General features: G+C 52.7%; 21 protein-coding genes. 4 read left to right on the forward strand and 17 right to left on the reverse strand.

Translation table 11 applies throughout. The features are described from left to right. Nucleotides 1-68 precede the first annotated feature (68 nt). The 5 genes from QSV34_RS00525 to rpoE all read right to left on the reverse strand — a co-directional run bounded on the left by QSV34_RS00525 (nucleotide 69) and on the right by rpoE (nucleotide 4,337). Nucleotides 69-1,421, reverse strand: coding sequence for a Do family serine endopeptidase (locus tag QSV34_RS00525; protein ID WP_289151053.1), 1,353 nt, complete (start codon nucleotides 1,419-1,421; stop codon nucleotides 69-71). 26 nt (nucleotides 1,422-1,447) lie between these two features. Further along, nucleotides 1,448-1,891 (reverse strand): SoxR reducing system RseC family protein, encoded by a 444-nt coding sequence (locus tag QSV34_RS00530; RefSeq protein ID WP_289151055.1) that lies wholly within the window; start codon nucleotides 1,889-1,891, stop codon nucleotides 1,448-1,450. 68 nt (nucleotides 1,892-1,959) lie between these two features. After that, nucleotides 1,960-2,925, reverse strand: a complete 966-nt coding sequence (locus QSV34_RS00535; RefSeq protein WP_289151057.1) for a MucB/RseB C-terminal domain-containing protein — start codon at nucleotides 2,923-2,925, stop codon at nucleotides 1,960-1,962. A gap of 28 nt (nucleotides 2,926-2,953) precedes the next feature. Then, a complete protein-coding gene (locus QSV34_RS00540; RefSeq protein ID WP_289151059.1) occupies nucleotides 2,954-3,571 on the reverse strand; it encodes a sigma-E factor negative regulatory protein in 618 nt (205 codons plus the stop codon). A 172-nt stretch (nucleotides 3,572-3,743) separates the two neighbouring features. Beyond that, nucleotides 3,744-4,337 (reverse strand): RNA polymerase sigma factor RpoE, encoded by a 594-nt coding sequence (gene rpoE, locus QSV34_RS00545; protein ID WP_289151060.1) that lies wholly within the window; start codon nucleotides 4,335-4,337, stop codon nucleotides 3,744-3,746. A gap of 474 nt (nucleotides 4,338-4,811) precedes the next feature. On the opposite strand from rpoE, the gene nadB reads away from it, so the two are divergent. Further along, nucleotides 4,812-6,437, forward strand: a complete 1,626-nt coding sequence (gene nadB, locus QSV34_RS00550; protein ID WP_289151061.1) for an L-aspartate oxidase — start codon at nucleotides 4,812-4,814, stop codon at nucleotides 6,435-6,437. On the opposite strand, the gene QSV34_RS00555 is transcribed toward nadB, so the two are convergent. Next, nucleotides 6,427-6,819: a protein YgfX gene (locus QSV34_RS00555; protein WP_353738333.1), complete on the reverse strand. Its 393-nt coding sequence runs from the start codon at nucleotides 6,817-6,819 to the stop codon at nucleotides 6,427-6,429. The genes nadB and QSV34_RS00555 overlap by 11 nt on opposite strands. Then, nucleotides 6,816-7,073, reverse strand: coding sequence for an FAD assembly factor SdhE (locus QSV34_RS00560; RefSeq protein ID WP_289151063.1), 258 nt, complete (start codon nucleotides 7,071-7,073; stop codon nucleotides 6,816-6,818). The genes QSV34_RS00555 and QSV34_RS00560 overlap by 4 nt, the downstream gene beginning before the upstream one ends. Nucleotides 7,074-7,170: 97 nt before the next feature. Here QSV34_RS00560 and ygfZ point away from each other — a divergent pair, with 97 nt between their 5' ends. Then, on the forward strand, nucleotides 7,171-8,259 hold the full coding sequence (gene ygfZ, locus QSV34_RS00565; protein WP_289151064.1) for a CAF17-like 4Fe-4S cluster assembly/insertion protein YgfZ: 1,089 nt from the start codon (nucleotides 7,171-7,173) through the stop codon (nucleotides 8,257-8,259). Between the two features lie 4 nt (nucleotides 8,260-8,263). Next, on the forward strand, nucleotides 8,264-8,695 hold the full coding sequence (locus tag QSV34_RS00570) for a PGPGW domain-containing protein (RefSeq protein WP_289151066.1): 432 nt from the start codon (nucleotides 8,264-8,266) through the stop codon (nucleotides 8,693-8,695). Nucleotides 8,696-8,716: 21 nt separating this feature from the next. Here QSV34_RS00570 and ung read toward each other — a convergent pair whose 3' ends face one another. Further along, on the reverse strand, nucleotides 8,717-9,397 hold the full coding sequence (gene ung, locus QSV34_RS00575) for a uracil-DNA glycosylase (protein WP_289151454.1): 681 nt from the start codon (nucleotides 9,395-9,397) through the stop codon (nucleotides 8,717-8,719). Nucleotides 9,398-9,519: 122 nt separating this feature from the next. Here ung and QSV34_RS00580 point away from each other — a divergent pair, with 122 nt between their 5' ends. Further along, nucleotides 9,520-9,831 (forward strand): c-type cytochrome, encoded by a 312-nt coding sequence (locus tag QSV34_RS00580; protein ID WP_289151068.1) that lies wholly within the window; start codon nucleotides 9,520-9,522, stop codon nucleotides 9,829-9,831. Here the strand turns inward: QSV34_RS00580 and QSV34_RS00585 are convergent. Genes QSV34_RS00585 through QSV34_RS00625 form a run of 9 tightly spaced genes read right to left on the reverse strand, consistent with a single transcriptional unit; the run spans nucleotide 9,828 to nucleotide 17,152 of the window. Next, nucleotides 9,828-10,670, reverse strand: a complete 843-nt coding sequence (locus QSV34_RS00585) for a MipA/OmpV family protein (RefSeq protein WP_289151069.1) — start codon at nucleotides 10,668-10,670, stop codon at nucleotides 9,828-9,830. The two genes, QSV34_RS00580 and QSV34_RS00585, sit on opposite strands and share 4 nt — an antisense overlap. A gap of 20 nt (nucleotides 10,671-10,690) precedes the next feature. Beyond that, nucleotides 10,691-11,263: a hypothetical protein gene (locus tag QSV34_RS00590; protein ID WP_289151070.1), complete on the reverse strand. Its 573-nt coding sequence runs from the start codon at nucleotides 11,261-11,263 to the stop codon at nucleotides 10,691-10,693. Between the two features lie 56 nt (nucleotides 11,264-11,319). Further along, the gene (locus QSV34_RS00595) at nucleotides 11,320-12,030 is read right to left on the reverse strand and encodes a class I SAM-dependent methyltransferase (RefSeq protein ID WP_289151071.1); all 711 of its coding nucleotides are present in this window, start codon (nucleotides 12,028-12,030) and stop codon (nucleotides 11,320-11,322) included. 38 nt (nucleotides 12,031-12,068) lie between these two features. Next, on the reverse strand, nucleotides 12,069-13,031 hold the full coding sequence (locus QSV34_RS00600) for a HEAT repeat domain-containing protein (protein ID WP_289151072.1): 963 nt from the start codon (nucleotides 13,029-13,031) through the stop codon (nucleotides 12,069-12,071). Between the two features lie 59 nt (nucleotides 13,032-13,090). Then, on the reverse strand, nucleotides 13,091-14,317 hold the full coding sequence (locus QSV34_RS00605; protein WP_289151073.1) for a beta-ketoacyl-ACP synthase: 1,227 nt from the start codon (nucleotides 14,315-14,317) through the stop codon (nucleotides 13,091-13,093). Beyond that, a complete protein-coding gene (gene fabG, locus QSV34_RS00610) occupies nucleotides 14,317-15,042 on the reverse strand; it encodes a 3-oxoacyl-ACP reductase FabG (RefSeq protein ID WP_289151074.1) in 726 nt (241 codons plus the stop codon). The genes QSV34_RS00605 and fabG overlap by 1 nt, the downstream gene beginning before the upstream one ends. A gap of 22 nt (nucleotides 15,043-15,064) precedes the next feature. Next, the gene (locus tag QSV34_RS00615; RefSeq protein WP_289151075.1) at nucleotides 15,065-15,511 is read right to left on the reverse strand and encodes a hotdog family protein; all 447 of its coding nucleotides are present in this window, start codon (nucleotides 15,509-15,511) and stop codon (nucleotides 15,065-15,067) included. Beyond that, on the reverse strand, nucleotides 15,504-16,715 hold the full coding sequence (locus QSV34_RS00620) for a beta-ketoacyl-[acyl-carrier-protein] synthase family protein (protein WP_289151076.1): 1,212 nt from the start codon (nucleotides 16,713-16,715) through the stop codon (nucleotides 15,504-15,506). Before QSV34_RS00620 ends, QSV34_RS00615 begins: the two co-directional genes overlap by 8 nt. Then, nucleotides 16,712-17,152: a DUF3261 domain-containing protein gene (locus QSV34_RS00625; RefSeq protein WP_289151079.1), complete on the reverse strand. Its 441-nt coding sequence runs from the start codon at nucleotides 17,150-17,152 to the stop codon at nucleotides 16,712-16,714. The genes QSV34_RS00620 and QSV34_RS00625 overlap by 4 nt, the downstream gene beginning before the upstream one ends. Nucleotides 17,153-17,206 lie beyond the last annotated feature (54 nt).

Below are 17,206 nucleotides of genomic sequence, written 5' to 3' on the forward strand. Positions count from 1 at the left end.
TACACGCCACCAAAAACGCCACCTTGAGCACAAGGTGGCGTTTTCGACAGTACATTTTCTATATCCGTTTACAGAGTAACTACGATATAGCCGGGGCGACCGTTGCGATATACCTTAAAGGCCACACCGCGCCCCTCGGGCATCGCCTGGGCCAGCTTGCGATAATCACTGACACTGGTCACCCGACCACGGCCAATTTTAACAATCACATCACCTGCCCTGATATCTGCCTCGGCAGCCGGTGAGTCCTGCCCTACTTGGGTGACTTTGACACCGTAACGAATGCGCCACTGGGCCAGCTCATCTGCCGTCATGGCCGTTACCGCCAAACCCAGGCGATCCAGATTACTGCCCGCTGCACCACCGGCACCTGCCAGCTCTGCCCGGGATCCCACGGTCACATCAATGGATTTTCTTTTACCCTCGCGCATAACCACTACAGCCACTTCCTTGCCAGGAGCGATATTACTGACGATATGGAACACATCCCGGTCGGTGATCACTTTTTTGCCATCAATGGAAACAATCACGTCTTCTTCTTCCAGGCCCGCCTCTTCTGCAGGGGTTCCCTCGGTCACACTGTTGATAATAGCGCCTTGAGCTTTTTTCAAACCAAACGCCTCTGCCAATTCAGCAGTGACCGACTCGATGCCCACACCCAGATAACCGCGATCCACCGAACCACTATCTTTTAACTGCTCGATCACACGGGTTGCCACATGAGATGGAATGGAAAAAGAAATGCCATTGGAGCCGCCAGAGCGAGTATAAATCTGCGAGTTGATGCCCACTACGTCACCGTTCAGATTAAACAACGGGCCGCCGGAATTGCCGGGGTTTATGGCCACATCGGTCTGAATAAAAGGCACGAAATTGTCATTCGGCAAGCTGCGGCCAATAGCGCTGACGATGCCCACGCTGGCGGAGTAGTCCAAACCAAATGGCGAGCCGATAGCTACCACCCACTCACCAACTTTTAAATTTTCCGAGTCACCAAATTCGAGAGTAGGCAAATCTTTGGCATCGATTTTCAGCAATGCCAAATCCGTTTCTCGATCCGTACCGATTATCTCTGCGGTAAACTCTTCGCGGTCGCTGAAACGTACAGTAATGGTATCGCCGTTTTCTACCACGTGGTTGTTGGTGAGGATATAACCGTCATCGGACACCACAAAACCAGAACCCGAAGAACGCCGTGGTTGCTGCTGCCTCGGCGCACCGCGCTGGCCGAAGAAACGCCGCAGCATTTCTTCCATCTGCTCTTGCTGAGAACTGCTGGCTGCCTTGCCTTCCACTTCAATTTTCACCACCGCAGGAGAACTTTCCTCAATCAACTGAGTGAAATCCGGCAGCTCCGCAGAAGCACTGACAGATACCGTTACCAGCGTAATAAAAAACAGTTTTACCAACTTGTTCAGCATACATTTACTCCATCAAAGAACAGTTTTTATTCAATATCAGATTCTGTTGCCATCAGCACAGGGCTGTAATCTCTGCTGCGGCGCAGTGCGTAACGGCGTACACCCCAGGCCCCCAAACACAAACCCGTTAAGGCACTGGCGGCCACCAGCCAATCACTCCAACCGATAACAGTGGCGGCACCGCTGAGTGCCATCATGGCCACAATCGGCAGCAGGTAAAGGGTGACTGAACCAGATACCAACATCGCTTCTGACACACCCACTTGCACCTGATCCCCAACGTTCAGGGAGCGGTTAAAACCGGCAGCCAAAGGCACTCGCACCAGGTTGGGTTTGGCCATCAATTTTCCCAACAGGCGTTGCCCACAACCACTGCGAGCGGCGCAGGCTCCGCAAGCACTTTTGGGCGTAGCCTCCACCCAAATGCAGTCTTTTTCAACGGCGCCAATAGTAACGGTTTCGCAAATCATCTGTGCACGGTAGTTAAGTAAAACAGTGTTAACTTCTGCAAGGTTTTATAGGTGCAGGAATTTGAAATTCAAGGTGCAACTTCACTGACTGAACGCACCAACCGTTTTGCCAGCGGCATGGGAATTTCTCCCACCACCGACACCGAGTAGAGGCGCTGTTGCGAATCTCTCAAGTAACTGACACACAGCACCGTTGCCCCCCGAAAGCCGTGGCAATCTGCGGTCGCTTTTTGGGCCGGTTCAATAAATACCGAAAACGACGCCATACCGTCAGAGTAAAGCAGTTTTTCACCACCTTCCTGCTGGCGCACATTCGACAACACAAACCCTTTCGGCGGTTGATCGATTTGCCAGCGGCCTAAATCTATCGTTTGCTCACCATCGCAGGGCAACAAATCCACAGGTAACCGTTCAACGCCGCTTTGTTCGCTATCTGGTAGTGGCGAAAAATCCGAGCCAATGGACAGGTCAATAAACTGGAAACGTTCCAGCAAGCTGCCGCCCTTGTGGCGACTGAACACTTCTGCTTTCAGCACCAGGCCAGTGTCACTGTCTAACCATAAACGGTAGCCGTTACGGGCAAAATCTCTGGGTTGCAAACGCAGTTTATCGGCGATACGCCCAGCTACCCGCTCCTGACCTTGATGGATCACTTTATAAAGGCTTTCCATCTGCTCACTCTGGGCCAGCAGCGTTTCGCCCATCCGTTTGCAATGCAGTGGATTGCCGGGGCGTATAAACACCTGCTCGTTGCCATCCAGGCGGCTCAGGGATTCAAACTCCTTGCCATCTTCAACCCAGTGGGTCACCCGGAATGAATCCAGCTGGCTACCCTGCTGGTAAGTGAACACGCCCTGGTAATTGGTTTGTCGGGAGGATTGCCACAGTCGCGCCAGCATTTGCTGCGCAGCAACGTCTTTTTGAGCGGAATCATCCGCCGCAACAGCGGGCAATGACAAAAACGTAAAAAACCCGCAGATCAGAACCGGAAGTAACCGGGTAATCTGCGGGCATCGATAAGAAAACAACTGCATCTATTTGCCTGGATTTATTTACCTGGGCTTATTTACCTGAGTTCTGACCTTCCTCAGGTTTAGTTTCCGGCAAACGGGCGTGGGGTATTAACCCTTGGCCACCATTGAGGGATGCATCGTCCGTGTGTTGATTCATCAACTCGTTAAGACGCTCTTCCAGCTCTTTTTTGGCCGTATCGTCCAGCTCGGAAGGTGGCTCTACGACCAGTTCGCCATAACCAACCGGTGCCGTAGGTATAGGCTGGGAGAACTCATTGGTAACAGGAGGAACTGCATCGTTGTTGGCAGCAATTTCCGCACTGCCTGCAGGATTGCCAGGTTGATTAAACTGTTGTACACCAATCACGATAGCCAAAGTAACTGAGGCGGCAATAGCTACACGGCCCAGAGTTTTCATCGCTCCGCCGGTGGCTTTGTGGGCGGGCTCTGAATCGATGGCTGCAGCCACAGAAGCGGACAGATCCATGGTGCGTGCCGGAACATCATTGCGCAGGGCACTGCGAGCCAGCTGATAGCGCTCCCAGGTATTACGCAGTTCGTCATCGTCGGCAGCGGCTTTGAGTACGCGCTGGAGCTCCAGTTCGTCAGCGGAGTCATCCATCAATGCGGACAGTGATTCCCTCAGGCGATTGTCGTGGTCGCTCATTAAATCTGTACCTCTGTTGAATCTTAAAACGGTTACTTCACAATGGGTTAATTAGCGCCTGTAAGGCGTCATTCCTGCAGATCAGACATACCCTGTAGCAATTGGTTCCAGCATGACTGCAATTTTTTGTAAAAATATTTGCACCAGCTATTTCGCACCAACTTTGCAATAACTACAGAGCACCACTCATCAGTGCCTTCACCTTCTGATCAATGGCCTCCCGAGCGCGGAAAATCCGCGAACGCACGGTACCTACCGGGCAATCCATCACATTGGCAATATCTTCGTAGCTGAGCCCTTCAAACTCCCGCAAAGTCACCGCTGAGCGCAGCTCTTCCGGCAGGTTGGTAATGGCTTCATCCACCACTACTTTTAGCTCATCACGAAACAGCTTTTGCTCCGGGCTGGCAATATCCTTGAGGCTGTCGCTGCCAGAGTAATATTCCGCATCACCCACATCCACATCACTGGCCGGGGGGCGTCGGCTGCGGGCCACCAGGTGGTTTTTAGCCGTATTGACGGCAATACGATATAGCCAGGTATAAAACTGGCTGTCGCCGCGGAAATTCTTCAGCGCCCGGTAGGCCTTGATAAAAGCCTCCTGTGATACGTCGTTCACTTCTTCGAAATCGTTGATGTAGCGACTCACGATAGCGCCCACCTTGTGCTGGTATTTCAGCACCAACAGGTCAAAGGCGCGCTTATCACCCTTCTGGACTCGGCTGACCAACTGTTTGTCTGTCACTTGGGCCGATTCTACTGCCATGGATGTTCCTTATTTTTATCAATCAATTTACAAGCTGGCGAAAAAGTCTGTCATGGGACTCACGGTGATTCAATAAGTTCAACGGCAAACGGGCCACTTTGACCAAGCTCAGTGGCGATCAGCAGTGGGCAGTATTTTCCCAGACACGCTGTGAATACATCCTTGTAAGCTCCTCTGCGGCATCCATGCCGCAGAAGGTCTGGCAAAATACTGCCCACTGCTGATCTTCATATTAACTTTCTGTAGCTTTCAAGCAGGTACCACCCAACTTGCTACACCATAAGGTAGTGGGGTTAGCAGACCTTTGGCAGCAGGGATAGAGGCCAAGGAGCCTACAAGGATGCTTACTTATTTCAACGAAAGCACAGCGTGTCTGCTAACCCCACTACCTTATGGTGCCGTGGCACAAGCTATATATCTATGGCGCGCTATACTATCATGCCAGCCAAAATTCGACCTAAGCAGTTCAATTTAATGGCAAAACGGAATCAATTTGACGTACTGGTGGTAGGCAGTGGTGCCGCCGGTTTAACTGCCGCCCTGCAGTTGGCGGAACACCTTCAAGTAGGGCTGATCTGCAAAGGCGAGCTGCTCAGTGGCTCCACCATGTGGGCTCAAGGCGGCATTGCCGGGGTGTTCGACCAGAATGACAGCGTCGACCTGCACGTAGAAGACACCGCCCGCGCCGGTGCCGGCTTATGCCATATGGATTCCGTGCGTTTTACCGCCGAAAACGGCCCCTCTGCCCTGCATTGGCTGATCGACCAACAAGTGGAATTTACCCGCAGTGAAGAACCCGGCAGCAACGGCTATCACCTCACCAAAGAAGGTGGCCACAGCCACCGGCGCATTCTTCACAGCGCCGATGCCACGGGCAAAGCCATATCCAACGCCTTGGTAGACAAAGCCCGCCAGCACCCCAATATCCATATTCACCAGCATCATGCAGTGATTGACCTGATTACCGACGCCGACCCCAACTCGCGCAAGCTGCGTTGTATCGGCGCCTATGTGCTCGATGTAAAGTCTGGCAGCAGCGCAGTGATGCAGGCAAAAGCGGTGGTACTGGCCACTGGCGGCGCCAGCAAGGCCTATCTGTACACCAGCAACCCGGATGGCGCCAGCGGCGACGGTATTGCCGTGGCCTGGCGGCGCGGCTGCCGGGTGGCCAATATGGAATTCAACCAGTTCCACCCTACCTGCCTGTACCACCCGGAAGCGCGCACCTTTCTGATTACCGAAGCGCTGCGCGGCGAAGGCGCCTATCTGCTGTTACCGAACGGCGAACGCTTTATGCCGCGCTTTCATCCGGATGCGGAACTGGCACCACGGGATATTGTGGCCCGCGCTATAGACCACGAGATGAAACGCCTGGGCTGCGAGTGCCTCTATCTGGATATTTCCCACAGGCCCGCTGAATTTATCGAGAAACACTTCCCCACTGTGCGCAAACGCTGCCTGAAATACGGCATCGACATCACTCGCGAACCCATACCCGTGGTACCCGCTGCCCACTACACCTGCGGCGGCATAATGGTGGATAGCTACGGAAGAACGGACTTGCAAAATCTCTACGCTGTGGGCGAAGCGGCCTTTACCGGCCTGCACGGCGCCAACCGCCTGGCCAGCAATTCGCTGCTGGAATGTGTGGTGTATGCCCGCGCCGCTGCCGAGCACATAAAGAGTGTATTTTCCGGAATTGCCGAACTCAGCAAAGCCGCTCTGTGGGACGAATCGCAAGTGACCCACTCCGATGAAGATGTGGTGTTGTCTCACAACTGGGACGAGCTGCGCCGTTTTATGTGGGACTACGTGGGCATTGTGCGTACCGACAAACGCCTGGAACGCGCCCTGCACCGGGTTCAGGTATTGCAGAAGGAAATTCACGAGTACTACAGCAACTACAAGATCAGCAAGAACCTCTTGGAAGTGCGCAACCTTACTATGGTGGCTGAGCTGATTATTCGCTCAGCAGCACGTCGCAAAGAGAGCCGTGGCTTGCACTACACCCTCGACTACCCGGAACTGGCACCGGTGGCCAAAGACACCATTATGGTGCCGGACAACTACGCCGGGCAGGATATTATTGTTAGCAGCTGAGCCTTAGCACGACTCCCAGGCGACGGTATTGGTCGGCACTCAAGCTATCAAAGGGAATCACCAAACGGCGCTTTTGCCCCTCTGCCCTGACAGGGATGACCGTTAGCCAACGGCTGATATAACAAGGCGCACACAACATCAACTCACACTGAGTACCATCCTGCTTCTGCAGTAGCCAAGAATCACCACTGGCCAGCATCTGCGGTGTTTTGCGATAGCTTTTCAGCGAAATGCAAAAACTGAGAGGCACAATAATCGTCAGTGAAATTGGTAACCACAGAGGCACTGGCGCCAGCCAGCTTGCCAGAAGCACAAGCAGATGCAGCACGTATAAATACAGCAAAAGACTGCGAGAGGGAGTTAAGTGGAATTCCTGCCTCACAAGCTCTGACGTTTAATCTGCGAGCGGGTGTCACGAATAATTCGGACAATCTTCAACAACTCCCCGTTCTCCGGATCGTTGCGCTTCATCAGCCAGGCAAACAAGTCTTGATCCTGCTCTTCCAGCAACTGGTGATAGCGCTCCTGGTCTTCCGTTTCCAACGTGGGGTAAATCTGTTCCACAAAAGGCAGCAATATCAGATCCAGTTCCAACATGCCCCGGCGGCTGCCCCAAAACAAGCGATTCTTATCCATCTGCGTTTTACCCACTCTGACAACGAAAATTTGAAGCCGCATTATAGGGTAAGGCTGGTAATATACGCCCCCACAATTGCATGATTTTGGCGACTTTATGGATTCTTGGCATCACTTTCTACAGCAAAAAGGTCTGCAACCAAAAGGTTTACAACAGCAGGGCGCGCAATTTGATGGCGACCAGCTGATTGGCTTTGGCGAGCAGGCGGCTGACTATCCGGCATTGCTCAATACCACGTTGTTATTCCCTCTTCAGCACTGGGCCACTTTGACCTTGCAAGATGGCGCCTTGGAAAACGGCAGCCACAAACTGCTGCAGGGGCAGCTTACCTGCGACCTGGATAAACTGGCGTCAGACTCCACTCTGTTCGGCGCTCACTGCACTCCTAAAGGGCGCGCGGTCGCTAACTTCCATTTAGTGCAAAACAACAGGGGCCATATCACTCTGATACTGCCTGTTGACCAACTGGAAAGCACTACCGCCAGCCTGAATAAATACGCACCATTTTTTCGGGCAACTCTGGAAGCAGGCTCCTGGAGCTTGCTGGGCTTGGCAGGTGAACAAACTCGCCCTTTGTGCGAAAACGTACTGGGGATAGCACCTGAATCACCTGGACAGGCCGTGCATTGCAAACAGGGAACAGCCATTTGTCTGGAAGACAATCACTTGCTGTTACTGGTAGCCCCGGAACACCGCCAAAACATCTGGGAACAGTTATCCAACAGTGCCACACCCGCCGGTCCAGAATTATGGGAATTGCTGAATATTCGCGCAGGCATTGGCCACATCCGTGCTGCCACCAGCGAAGAATTTATCCCGCAAATGCTCAATATGCAGGCCAGCCACGGCAAGAATGGCGCCATCAGTTTCAAGAAAGGCTGTTACACCGGCCAGGAAGTGGTGGCGCGCATGCATTATCTGGGCAAGCTAAAACGACGCATGTACCGCTTGCAAACCCAACAGACAGACATCGCCATTGGCGACCACTGCTATCTGCCGGATCAAACCCAGAGCCAGGGCAATGTGGTTAACGTTGCCCGTAGTGATCAAGGCGTGACAGAGTTGCTGGCGGTAATGACAGAAAAAGCTGCCGCCAGTGAACAGTTGGCGTTCGGCACCAGCGCCGACAACGCGCAACCAATGGCAGTGTCACAACTGCCACTGCCCTACGCTCTGGAGCCCTGAGTCCATGGCAGATCTGCTGCAATATCTGCAACAGCATCAGGAGCTGCTCACCTGGTTGGGAGTGGCCTCGCTGTTTACTTTTGTGGTGAGCCTGCTGTCCCTACCCTGGCTGGTATCGCGCATACCGGAAGATTACTTTCTGCCTAAAAAGCGCCAACCCAGCGACTGGAAAGAACAGCGCCCTTTGGTACGCAGCCTGTTATTAATTGGCAAAAATATTCTGGGGGCAATCCTGTTGATAGGCGGCTTTTTGATGCTGTTTCTGCCGGGCCAAGGGCTGCTCACCATCGCCATGGGCCTACTGCTGATGGATTACCCAGGCAAGTTCAAACTGGAGCGGCGCATCGCCACTATGCCAGCCATCTTTAATGGCCTGAACTGGCTGCGGGCCAAAGCCAAACACCCGCCGCTGCAATCACCAAGCAAGGAATTGTAGGTCGGCCTTCAGGCCGACAATTTATCCCACCGACCAATCGATAGCCTGTTCACCTCGTTCCTGCAAGTAGTCATTGGCTTTGGAGAAATGCTTACAACCAAAGAAGCCCCGATGCGCCGACAACGGCGATGGGTGCGGCGCCCTCAATACCAAGTGTTTGTTACCATCAATCAAGGCACCCTTGCGCTGAGCGTAGCTGCCCCACAGCATAAATACCAAACCTTCGCGCTGCTGATTGAGTTCGGTGATAGCGCGGTCGGTAAACTCCTCCCAGCCCTTGCCTTGATGAGCCCCCGCCCTGCCCTGTTCGACGGTCAGGGTTGCGTTTAACAACAACACCCCCTGGCGAGCCCAGTTCGTCAAGCAACCGTGCTGAGGAAAGGGAACACTAACATCCGCCTCAATTTCCTTATAGATATTTATCAGCGATGGTGGAATTCGTACACCCGGCAATACGGAGAAACAAAGGCCATGAGCTTGTCCAGGCCCGTGATAAGGGTCTTGACCGAGGATCACCACTTTTACCTGATCAAAAGGCGTATTGTCAAAGGCAGCAAACCACTGGCTGCCTTTAGGGTAAATAATTTTTCCAGCGTCTTTTTCCGTTTTCAGAAACGCCTTTAAGGCTGCCATGTAAGGCTGTTGAAAATCCGCTTCCAACACCTGCAACCAGGATTCGTGCAACTGAATGGCCATCGCCATAACTCCCCGCTGTGTCATAAATTCAGGCAGTGAATAGTAACCCAAGCGCCGTTGTTTGACGCACATCAAAAAGCACCTTGGCTACTGCTGTTGAAATAGCGACAGAAAACTTGGAGTAGACGATGAAAACACAACTAATTGCCGCCACCCTTCTCGCCCTGCCCTTACTCGCAGGCAACGCCCTGGCCGGTGACGCCGCCGCAGGCAAAACCAAAGCCACTACCTGCATCGCCTGCCACGGCCCCCAAGGCATCAGCCCCAACGACCAATGGCCCAACCTGGCGGGGCAGAAAAAGGGTTATCTGGTTAAACAGATCAAAGCATTTCGCGACGGCGAACGGGAAGACCCGCTGATGAAACCTATGGTGCAGAACTTAACCGATGAGGATATTGAGAATCTGGCGGAGTATTTTTCCGGGTTGAAAGGCAGCTAGTCTGCTGAACCAATCTTCGACAAATACCAGCCGATGCCGAAGGTGAGAGTCACGGAAGATGTGCTTTCGACCAGTGGACTGTCTTCGAACGTGGCGCCACCCAGATAGTCAAAGCGCAACGACCCTCCCATCCAAAGGCGATCCACTCGCTGTCTCAAACCGACTCTGAAAACTGAACCGCTGTAGCCTGAGCTGGCATTAAAACGTTGGCGGTCAGCAGTTTCAAAGGCCGGAGCCACCTCGTAGAAATAATCGTGGTAACGCTCGCTGCCATACAGCAAACCCGCTTGCGCTACCACATCCCAATTGCCGATATAACCCTTCTGACGAAAAGCGATGTGAGGGTTTGCCACCCAGCCGATGTAATCGATTTCACTAAAATCGCTAGCCACCACTGTGCGTACAGGCAGGTGCAATGCCCAGCCCTCACGCACCGTATCACCGCTGAGGTTGACCACCAGATCGGGCCCCAACTCAAACGTAGGTAGTAACTCTGGCATACCGCGGCGCAAAGTATCATCGTCATCATCCTGAGCCAATGACAACTCGGCACTGACATTCAGTTCAAAGCGGTTATCCGCAAAAAATTCCCCACGAATACCTTCGTCATCCGCTTTAAGAAAATCACCGTTGTAGTTAACCAGCGGAAAGGGTGCCAGACGCAATTGATACTCATCGGAGCCACGATAAGCGGGCAATGCCTGCCCACCTATACCAATGCCCAACTCCCATTCTGGTTTGGCGTTTTTTGCATCTTCGGCAACAACTAAAAATGGCGCAGCGGTCAACAAACCGCAGAACAGCCACTTTATACGTTCAGGGAAACCAGAGTGAGTCATATCAATTCCTATCGATTTGCCTATTTGTTGTAAGACGCGTACCTGGAAAAGTCTTTGGCGATATCTTCCAACATCCGGTTGTCCGTAGCACCGATGGACCAGGCGCCACTATTGGCTCGACCGATACGTTGATATTCTGGCCAGGCAACCGATTCGCCGGTAGCCACATCAACAAATTGCGCTTCCATAACCACCACGGAGCTTCCCGCCATTGCACCAACAAAAAAGCGGGCGCCGCCGCCAATAAACTTGATTTGGCGAATATGTGGCTTAATGATCAGAGCGTGATCTTTGTTAGCCTCCATCTTTTCCGCACCCTCATGGGATATTTTTTCCAGTTTGGGAAACACCTGGCGCATGTTGCGGAATAAAACTTCACCGATTCTTTTAGCGGCTTTTTCATTGGCTGACTGCCCGGCGTATTCTTCCGCCATGGAAATATCAGCGAGGTAAACGTTGTCGTATGAGCCCAGCGGCACGGTGGATCGTTCCGGTATAGCCAAGGCCGGCTGCTCTATTTTTGTCGCGCAGCCCGACAACAGAACGAAAGAACAAATGGCCAGAAGCGCACGGTAATAAGTAGATATCTTCATAGTCTATTTCCTTATAAATTGCGTTAAATATTCTTATTGCGTCATTCTCAACTGGTTTACTCTGGGCGCATGGCAACCAAATTGATCAACGTTTCTTCCCGATCTTCCGGAACCTTAAAACCGAATTTTTCAAACAGCCCCAAATCTTCCCGGCTCCACCACAGGTACGGCCGGGAAATTTGTTCCTCTGGCACTTCAAACCCGGCACCGCGAATCAACGCCACATATTCGTCATCGGTTTTCTGAACATCCATTGGGTGGCGAAATAGCAGGCGAATCATCAACGAATGGATATAGCGTTTGCAGGATTCTGCAAACAGCATGACGCCGCCCGGTTTTAAAACGCGGTAGAACTCTTGAATGGCACGCTCGTGATCCACCAGATGATGAAATGTCTGATGGCAAAACAGCATATCTACGGATTGATCGGGCAACGGCAATGCTGCCGCATCGCACAAATGAGTCTCTACCTGGCTGCGACAGTGGCCGATATTGGCTTTTGCCCGACCTTCCGCTTTCGGGTCCACATCCACACCGATCAGCCTGTTCGGCGAATATCTTTCATCGAGGAGTTTCAGGGAGTGCCCGTGGCCATAACCAATATCAAGAATCACCGAAAACTCTCGCTCTTTTAAAGGATAGAGCGATTCCAGATTATTGAGTGCTCGGGTTAACACATGGACGATCCAGGTATCCGTACCTAGAAACCACACACCAAAGCGGGATTCCTTTACCCATGAGCCACCATTGTTAGTCGGCTGGCTCATAAAACAGCCCTCAACACTCTACGCACAGTCATTCATTATCACCCCAGGAATAGGTCAATAATCAGAGTATTCCAACGGGCCTCTTTAGAGCTTTCTCCAGCCCATCGCTCACGCTGCTCCTGCAAAAACTCCTTACTTTTTTGGGAACCAATATCGCCAATGGCCTTCAGAGCCATACCCCGATCTTGCCAACTGTCTGCGCCGTTATAGATTGGTTTTAAAAATTCGATTTGCTCATCGTTTCCCAAAATACCTATAGCCGATATAGCCGCCAGACGAATATATTCCCTCTTAGACGTTGCAAATTCCAACAGATGAGGCAATGCCTCTTTGTTATTCGAAAAACCCAGCTCGTACACATCAAGATAGGACAGTTTATCTTTACCGCTGTTTTCCCGAATGGTATTGGCAATAGCGTTCACTTCAGTGGTAGGCAGCGAATAGCTAAACAATTGCTTATTGATTTTTGCTGCAATTTCTTTGACCAGTAATTCCAGGGGCTGGTTATAACAGGGCTCGTTAATTTCTGTCATCGTCCATACTGGCAATTTGCCTCGTTTGACGAATGCCGCCAAGCGCGTGGAACCTCCTGTATCATCCAACAAATCTACTTTGGCAGAAGACAGAGTTACCCAAGGCGAAAAACCGTTGGAACGATGATTCAGGATATTTAAATCTTTCAGCTCAACAACAACTCCGCTATCACCCGAAAAGTCTATAGGAAGGTTCCTAGCCAGAAGTTCCTTTTGTAGAGATTCGGTAAATAAAGAACCGGCTTCAAGTGCTTTACCATCCAACTTCAGGTGGACTGTCACCACACCTGAAGAAGCGTTATGACCGGTAGGCAGTGCGCTGCGCAATGCCATTTGCCGCTGAACAAGCTCCCCTGATTGCTCGTAGCCGCGAGAGGACGTCGCCGGGGCATCCAACGGCACCGTTAACGAACAGGCCTGACAGAGCAGTACAATTCCAGAACACAATAGAAGGCTGACTTTTTTCATTATTTTCTCCATAAAAATACTGTGAGTGTTAAAAACTCACAGAATGCTGTTCATAAAAACTAAGAATTTTTCTTAAAGATCAATGATGTATTAATACCGCCAAAGGCAAAGTTATTGCTCATAACATATTCGCAATCCAGGTTGCGCTCTTCCCCGACAATGTAATCCAGATCCCCACACTCCGGGTCGCGATCGGTGAGATTCAAAGTGGCGTGAAACCACCCCTCATTCATCATATGAATAGCTGTCCAGGCCTCCAGTACTCCGCAAGCGCCAAGGGTGTGGCCGGTAAAACTTTTCAAGGCACTGATGGGCGTAGAGCTGCCAAATACTTTTTCCGTCGCCTGGGTTTCCGCTACGTCTCCGCGATCTGTTGCGGTGCCATGAGCGCTGATATAGCCAATGCTAGCCGGGGAGAGCTGTGCATCCTGCAGGGCAAGCTCCATGGCCACTTTCATGGTGTCCTGTGATGGCTGGGTAATGTGGGCACCATCGGAGTTACTGCCAAAGCCGACGATCTCAGCATAAATTTTTGCACCCCTGGCGCGGGCGTGTTCCAGTTCTTCCAGAATCAGAGTGCCAGCACCCTCGCCGATCACCAATCCGTCGCGGTTACGATCAAAAGGCGAAGGGGTTGATTGCGGGGAATCATTGCGGGTACTGGTGGCAAACAGAGTGTCAAAAACAGCGGCCTCGGTAGCGCACAATTCTTCGCCACCACCGGCAACCATCAATTTCTGGCGGCCGTACTTGATTGCTTCATAGGCATAACCAATACCCTGGCTGCCAGATGTGCAAGCGCTGGAGGTGGTTATAACGCGCCCTTTTAAACCAAAAAACACACCGATATTGACCGCCGCTGTATGGCTCATCATGCGGATATACGACGAGGCATTAAGGCCGTCAGTGGAATGGTGAAGCAGCATTTTGCCGAAGTCAGCAATAGCATCGGTACTGCCGGTGGAAGAACCGTAGGAAACCCCCATGCGGCCATCCTGTATGACCGGGTCGCCAAGCAATCCCGCATCTTCCAGGGCCAGCTCCGTAGCACGGGTAGCCATTATGGCAACCCGGCCCATGCCCCTGGTTGCCTTGCGGCTGTAGTGAGCGGGTTTTTGAAAATCGGACACCGGGCCACCCAGGCGGGTATTCAAGCCCTCGTACTTGTCCCAGTCTTCAATGTAGCGAATACCACTTTGTCCGGCACGAAGATTGTCGGATACCCTCGACCAATCCTGCCCAATAGGAGACAGCCCTGCCATTCCGGTAACGACCACTCTTTTCATTAACACATACCACCATTAATCGAGATCACCTGCCGCGTGATATACGCTGCGCCTTCTGACATCAAAAAGCTGACTGCTGAAGCCACCTCTTCCGGCTTGCCCAAACGACGGCAAGGGATTATCTTGCTGATTTCATCCACCGGCAGTTCACCAAGCATTTCCGTTTCAATCAGTCCCGGCGCCACACAATTGACCGTAATATTGCGTTTCGCCAACTCCAACGCCAGCGCTTTGGTGGCACCGATAATGCCCGCTTTTGCCGCGCTGTAGTTAACCTGGCCGCGATTGCCCATCACTCCGGAAACAGACGACATGGTCACAACCCTGCCGGGTTCCCGGCGTCGAATCATCGGCATAACCAGAGGATTAAGAACGTTGTAGAAACTGTCCAGATTGGTGTGCAGCACCTGATCCCACTCATCGCCAGTCAAACTGGGGAAGGCATTGTCGCGAGCAATACCAGCGTTGCATACCACACCGTAATAGGCGCCGTGCTGCTCAACATCCGCCAGCAAAGCCGCTTCTGTTGCCGCGCGGTCAGACACATCGAAACGCAGTATCCGGGCCTCGCGCCCCATGGCAGCAATGGCTGCTCGAACGTCTTCGGCCGCATCCGCAGAGTTGCGATGGTGGATAACCAGGTCGTAACCATCAGAGGCCAATTTGAGCGCTACAGCGCGACCAATACCTCTGCTGGAGCCAGTGACCAAAACTGTTTTTGTCATACATTGTCCATTCGATTCAAGATTACTGCTGTTCCAGAAACTGCTCGACGTCTTCAGGCTGAAACACATTGAGGTTCGCGGTCAGCGAGTAGCCATCGCCATTGATTTCGCACTCAAATACACTCAAGCCATTCTCACCGCAAAGCACCTCATCCACGTTGACGGTCAGTTGCTCGCCGCAGCGAAAATGATCCCGCGGGCTCTGGTAGCGACGGGTACCCACCAAAAAACCCAGCTTGACTGGCTCTCCGGCCTTTTTGGCTCTGATACCGGCAAAAGCCGCAATAGTTTGGGCCATATATTCGATACCCAACCAGGCGGGAACACGGCCATCAACATCAAACAATCCGTCTTCGCGAACACTGAGGGCTACGGTGACACCTTTGTCGCGAGATTCCAGTACCTCGTCCAGCAAAATCATATCGCCACCGTGGGGCACCAGTTCATCCACAGGCCAAAATTCACTCATAGTTGTCTCCCAAGCCTCGCCCCAGAGCCACAGATATATTGTTGCCCCCAAAAGCAAAAGAGTTACTCAAACAGAGTTTAACGGCTCTATTGAGGCTATCCCCCTGCGCCACAAAGTTGAGTTCCGGCAAAGAGTCATCTCTAATGCCATCCCACAAATGAGGGGGCAACGCGCCATCCTTGCGATTCAGTGCCAGCCAACAAAAGGCCGCTTCTATCGCCCCGGCAGCACCCAGGGTGTGGCCCACCATCGGCTTGCTAGAGCTGCAGGCCAGATCACTGCCAAACAGCTGCTCCACGGCCAAACTTTCCATGGCGTCATTCTGCCGTGTCGCTGTGCCATGAAGGTTGAGATAGTCTACCTGATCAGCGGATACTCCGGCATCCTGCAATGCCAATTGCATGGCGCGAAACGCGCCATTACCGGTGGGGTCAGGGCCGGAGATATGATAAGCATCGGAGCTTGAGCCCGCCCCCAGGAAAGCCACATTTGCAGGCTCTTTGGTCATCAGAAAAAGTCCTGCCCCTTCTCCTATGTTAATACCGTCCCGGTTGGCACTGAACGGATTGCAGTGGCTGGCAGAAACCGCCTCCAAGGCGGAAAAACCCTGAACCGTCATGCCACACAGGCTGTCGGCACCACCGGCAATCACCGCATCGCACACACCCAGTGCCAACAACCTGCGGGCAGACACCAACGCCCGGGCTCCGGATGAGCAGGCGGTTGAAAGGGTAAACGCCGGCCCGCTGGTTCCCAGATATCGCCGTACTAATTCCGCTGGAGTACCAACAGCCTGCTGCAGGTAGCTATAACCTTCTGGCAATTCACCGGTGCCATGATAAGCCCTGTGGGCTGCTTCCCCTTGGGCGATTCCGGAAGTACTGGTGCCAATTACCACACCAATGCGATGGTGCCCATATTTAGCCAGGCAGATATCCAGTGAGGGCTGTATCTCCTGCAAAGCCGCCATTAGCAACTGGCTGTTGCGGCTTTGAAATTCAAGCAATTCCGCTGGCACGCTGGGCAGATCAGCGCGTACCTCACCCACAACCACGCCCTCTGGCAGCGTATCCCCCTGAGGGCTGTACCGGTCGCTAAAACGCATGCCTTCCCGGCAACCCCGAAACAAGGCTTCCGACACCTGGTCTTTGCCCTGACCTAACGCACAGACCACACCGAGATCATTGAGATAACAGCTGGTCACAGTGTCGCGGTCTCCAGAGTTTTGACCTGAAGCCTGTAACCATAAAGGTGGTTCACCAATTGATACTCTCCATCTTTTGCAAGGGGCTTTCCCTGGGTATAGATCACTGTGGCACGCAACCGGCCACGTTCAAACAACTTGCGCTCAACCCCTGAATGCTGCAACTGCCAATCGCTGGGTAGCCGGGCAATAATTTTCTCCGCCGGCCAAAGAGCCAACTGAATATCGTTCAACACCTGGACCGGTTGCAGCTGCTCTGGCACCCAGCGGCTGCGGTTCTGCTGCACGGTATCACCGTCGTACTGCAGGGCAAACAGCTTTATTCCCTGGGGCGACAGGGCCGCTAGGCTGAGGGTATCTGAATTCACTTCCAGAACACAAAGCATCTCGTGTCGTTTACCTGCGTATTCGCCAGTAACCCGTTGCTGCAGTTGCACTGAACTCGCAAAATCAGCGGGCGCCAATAGCGGCATTGTCCCGTGTTTCGGAAA

Origin of the sequence: Porticoccus sp. W117, from assembly GCF_030341905.1 — a bacterium.
Classification (GTDB): domain Bacteria; phylum Pseudomonadota; class Gammaproteobacteria; order Pseudomonadales; family Porticoccaceae; genus SCSIO-12696.

Excerpts from the sequence above, each read along its gene's own strand:
- fabG (WP_289151074.1), bottom strand. The coding sequence starts at position 15,042 with ATGACAAAAACAGTTTTGGTCACTGGCTCCAGCAGAGGTATTGGTCGC.
- QSV34_RS00530 (WP_289151055.1), bottom strand. The coding sequence starts at position 1,891 with ATGATTTGCGAAACCGTTACTATTGGCGCCGTTGAAAAAGACTGCATT.
- QSV34_RS00535 (WP_289151057.1), bottom strand. The coding sequence starts at position 2,925 with ATGCAGTTGTTTTCTTATCGATGCCCGCAGATTACCCGGTTACTTCCG.
- QSV34_RS00585 (WP_289151069.1), bottom strand. The coding sequence starts at position 10,670 with ATGACTCACTCTGGTTTCCCTGAACGTATAAAGTGGCTGTTCTGCGGT.
- ung (WP_289151454.1), bottom strand. The coding sequence starts at position 9,397 with ATGGCGATGGCCATTCAGTTGCACGAATCCTGGTTGCAGGTGTTGGAA.
- QSV34_RS00615 (WP_289151075.1), bottom strand. The coding sequence starts at position 15,511 with ATGAGTGAATTTTGGCCTGTGGATGAACTGGTGCCCCACGGTGGCGAT.
- QSV34_RS00595 (WP_289151071.1), bottom strand. The coding sequence starts at position 12,030 with ATGAGCCAGCCGACTAACAATGGTGGCTCATGGGTAAAGGAATCCCGC.
- QSV34_RS00605 (WP_289151073.1), bottom strand. The coding sequence starts at position 14,317 with ATGAAAAGAGTGGTCGTTACCGGAATGGCAGGGCTGTCTCCTATTGGG.
- QSV34_RS00580 (WP_289151068.1), top strand. The coding sequence starts at position 9,520 with ATGAAAACACAACTAATTGCCGCCACCCTTCTCGCCCTGCCCTTACTC.
- QSV34_RS00540 (WP_289151059.1), bottom strand. The coding sequence starts at position 3,571 with ATGAGCGACCACGACAATCGCCTGAGGGAATCACTGTCCGCATTGATG.
- QSV34_RS00570 (WP_289151066.1), top strand. The coding sequence starts at position 8,264 with ATGGCAGATCTGCTGCAATATCTGCAACAGCATCAGGAGCTGCTCACC.
- rpoE (WP_289151060.1), bottom strand. The coding sequence starts at position 4,337 with ATGGCAGTAGAATCGGCCCAAGTGACAGACAAACAGTTGGTCAGCCGA.
- QSV34_RS00525 (WP_289151053.1), bottom strand. The coding sequence starts at position 1,421 with ATGCTGAACAAGTTGGTAAAACTGTTTTTTATTACGCTGGTAACGGTA.
- nadB (WP_289151061.1), top strand. The coding sequence starts at position 4,812 with ATGGCAAAACGGAATCAATTTGACGTACTGGTGGTAGGCAGTGGTGCC.
- QSV34_RS00600 (WP_289151072.1), bottom strand. The coding sequence starts at position 13,031 with ATGAAAAAAGTCAGCCTTCTATTGTGTTCTGGAATTGTACTGCTCTGT.
- ygfZ (WP_289151064.1), top strand. The coding sequence starts at position 7,171 with ATGGATTCTTGGCATCACTTTCTACAGCAAAAAGGTCTGCAACCAAAA.
- QSV34_RS00560 (WP_289151063.1), bottom strand. The coding sequence starts at position 7,073 with ATGGATAAGAATCGCTTGTTTTGGGGCAGCCGCCGGGGCATGTTGGAA.
- QSV34_RS00590 (WP_289151070.1), bottom strand. The coding sequence starts at position 11,263 with ATGAAGATATCTACTTATTACCGTGCGCTTCTGGCCATTTGTTCTTTC.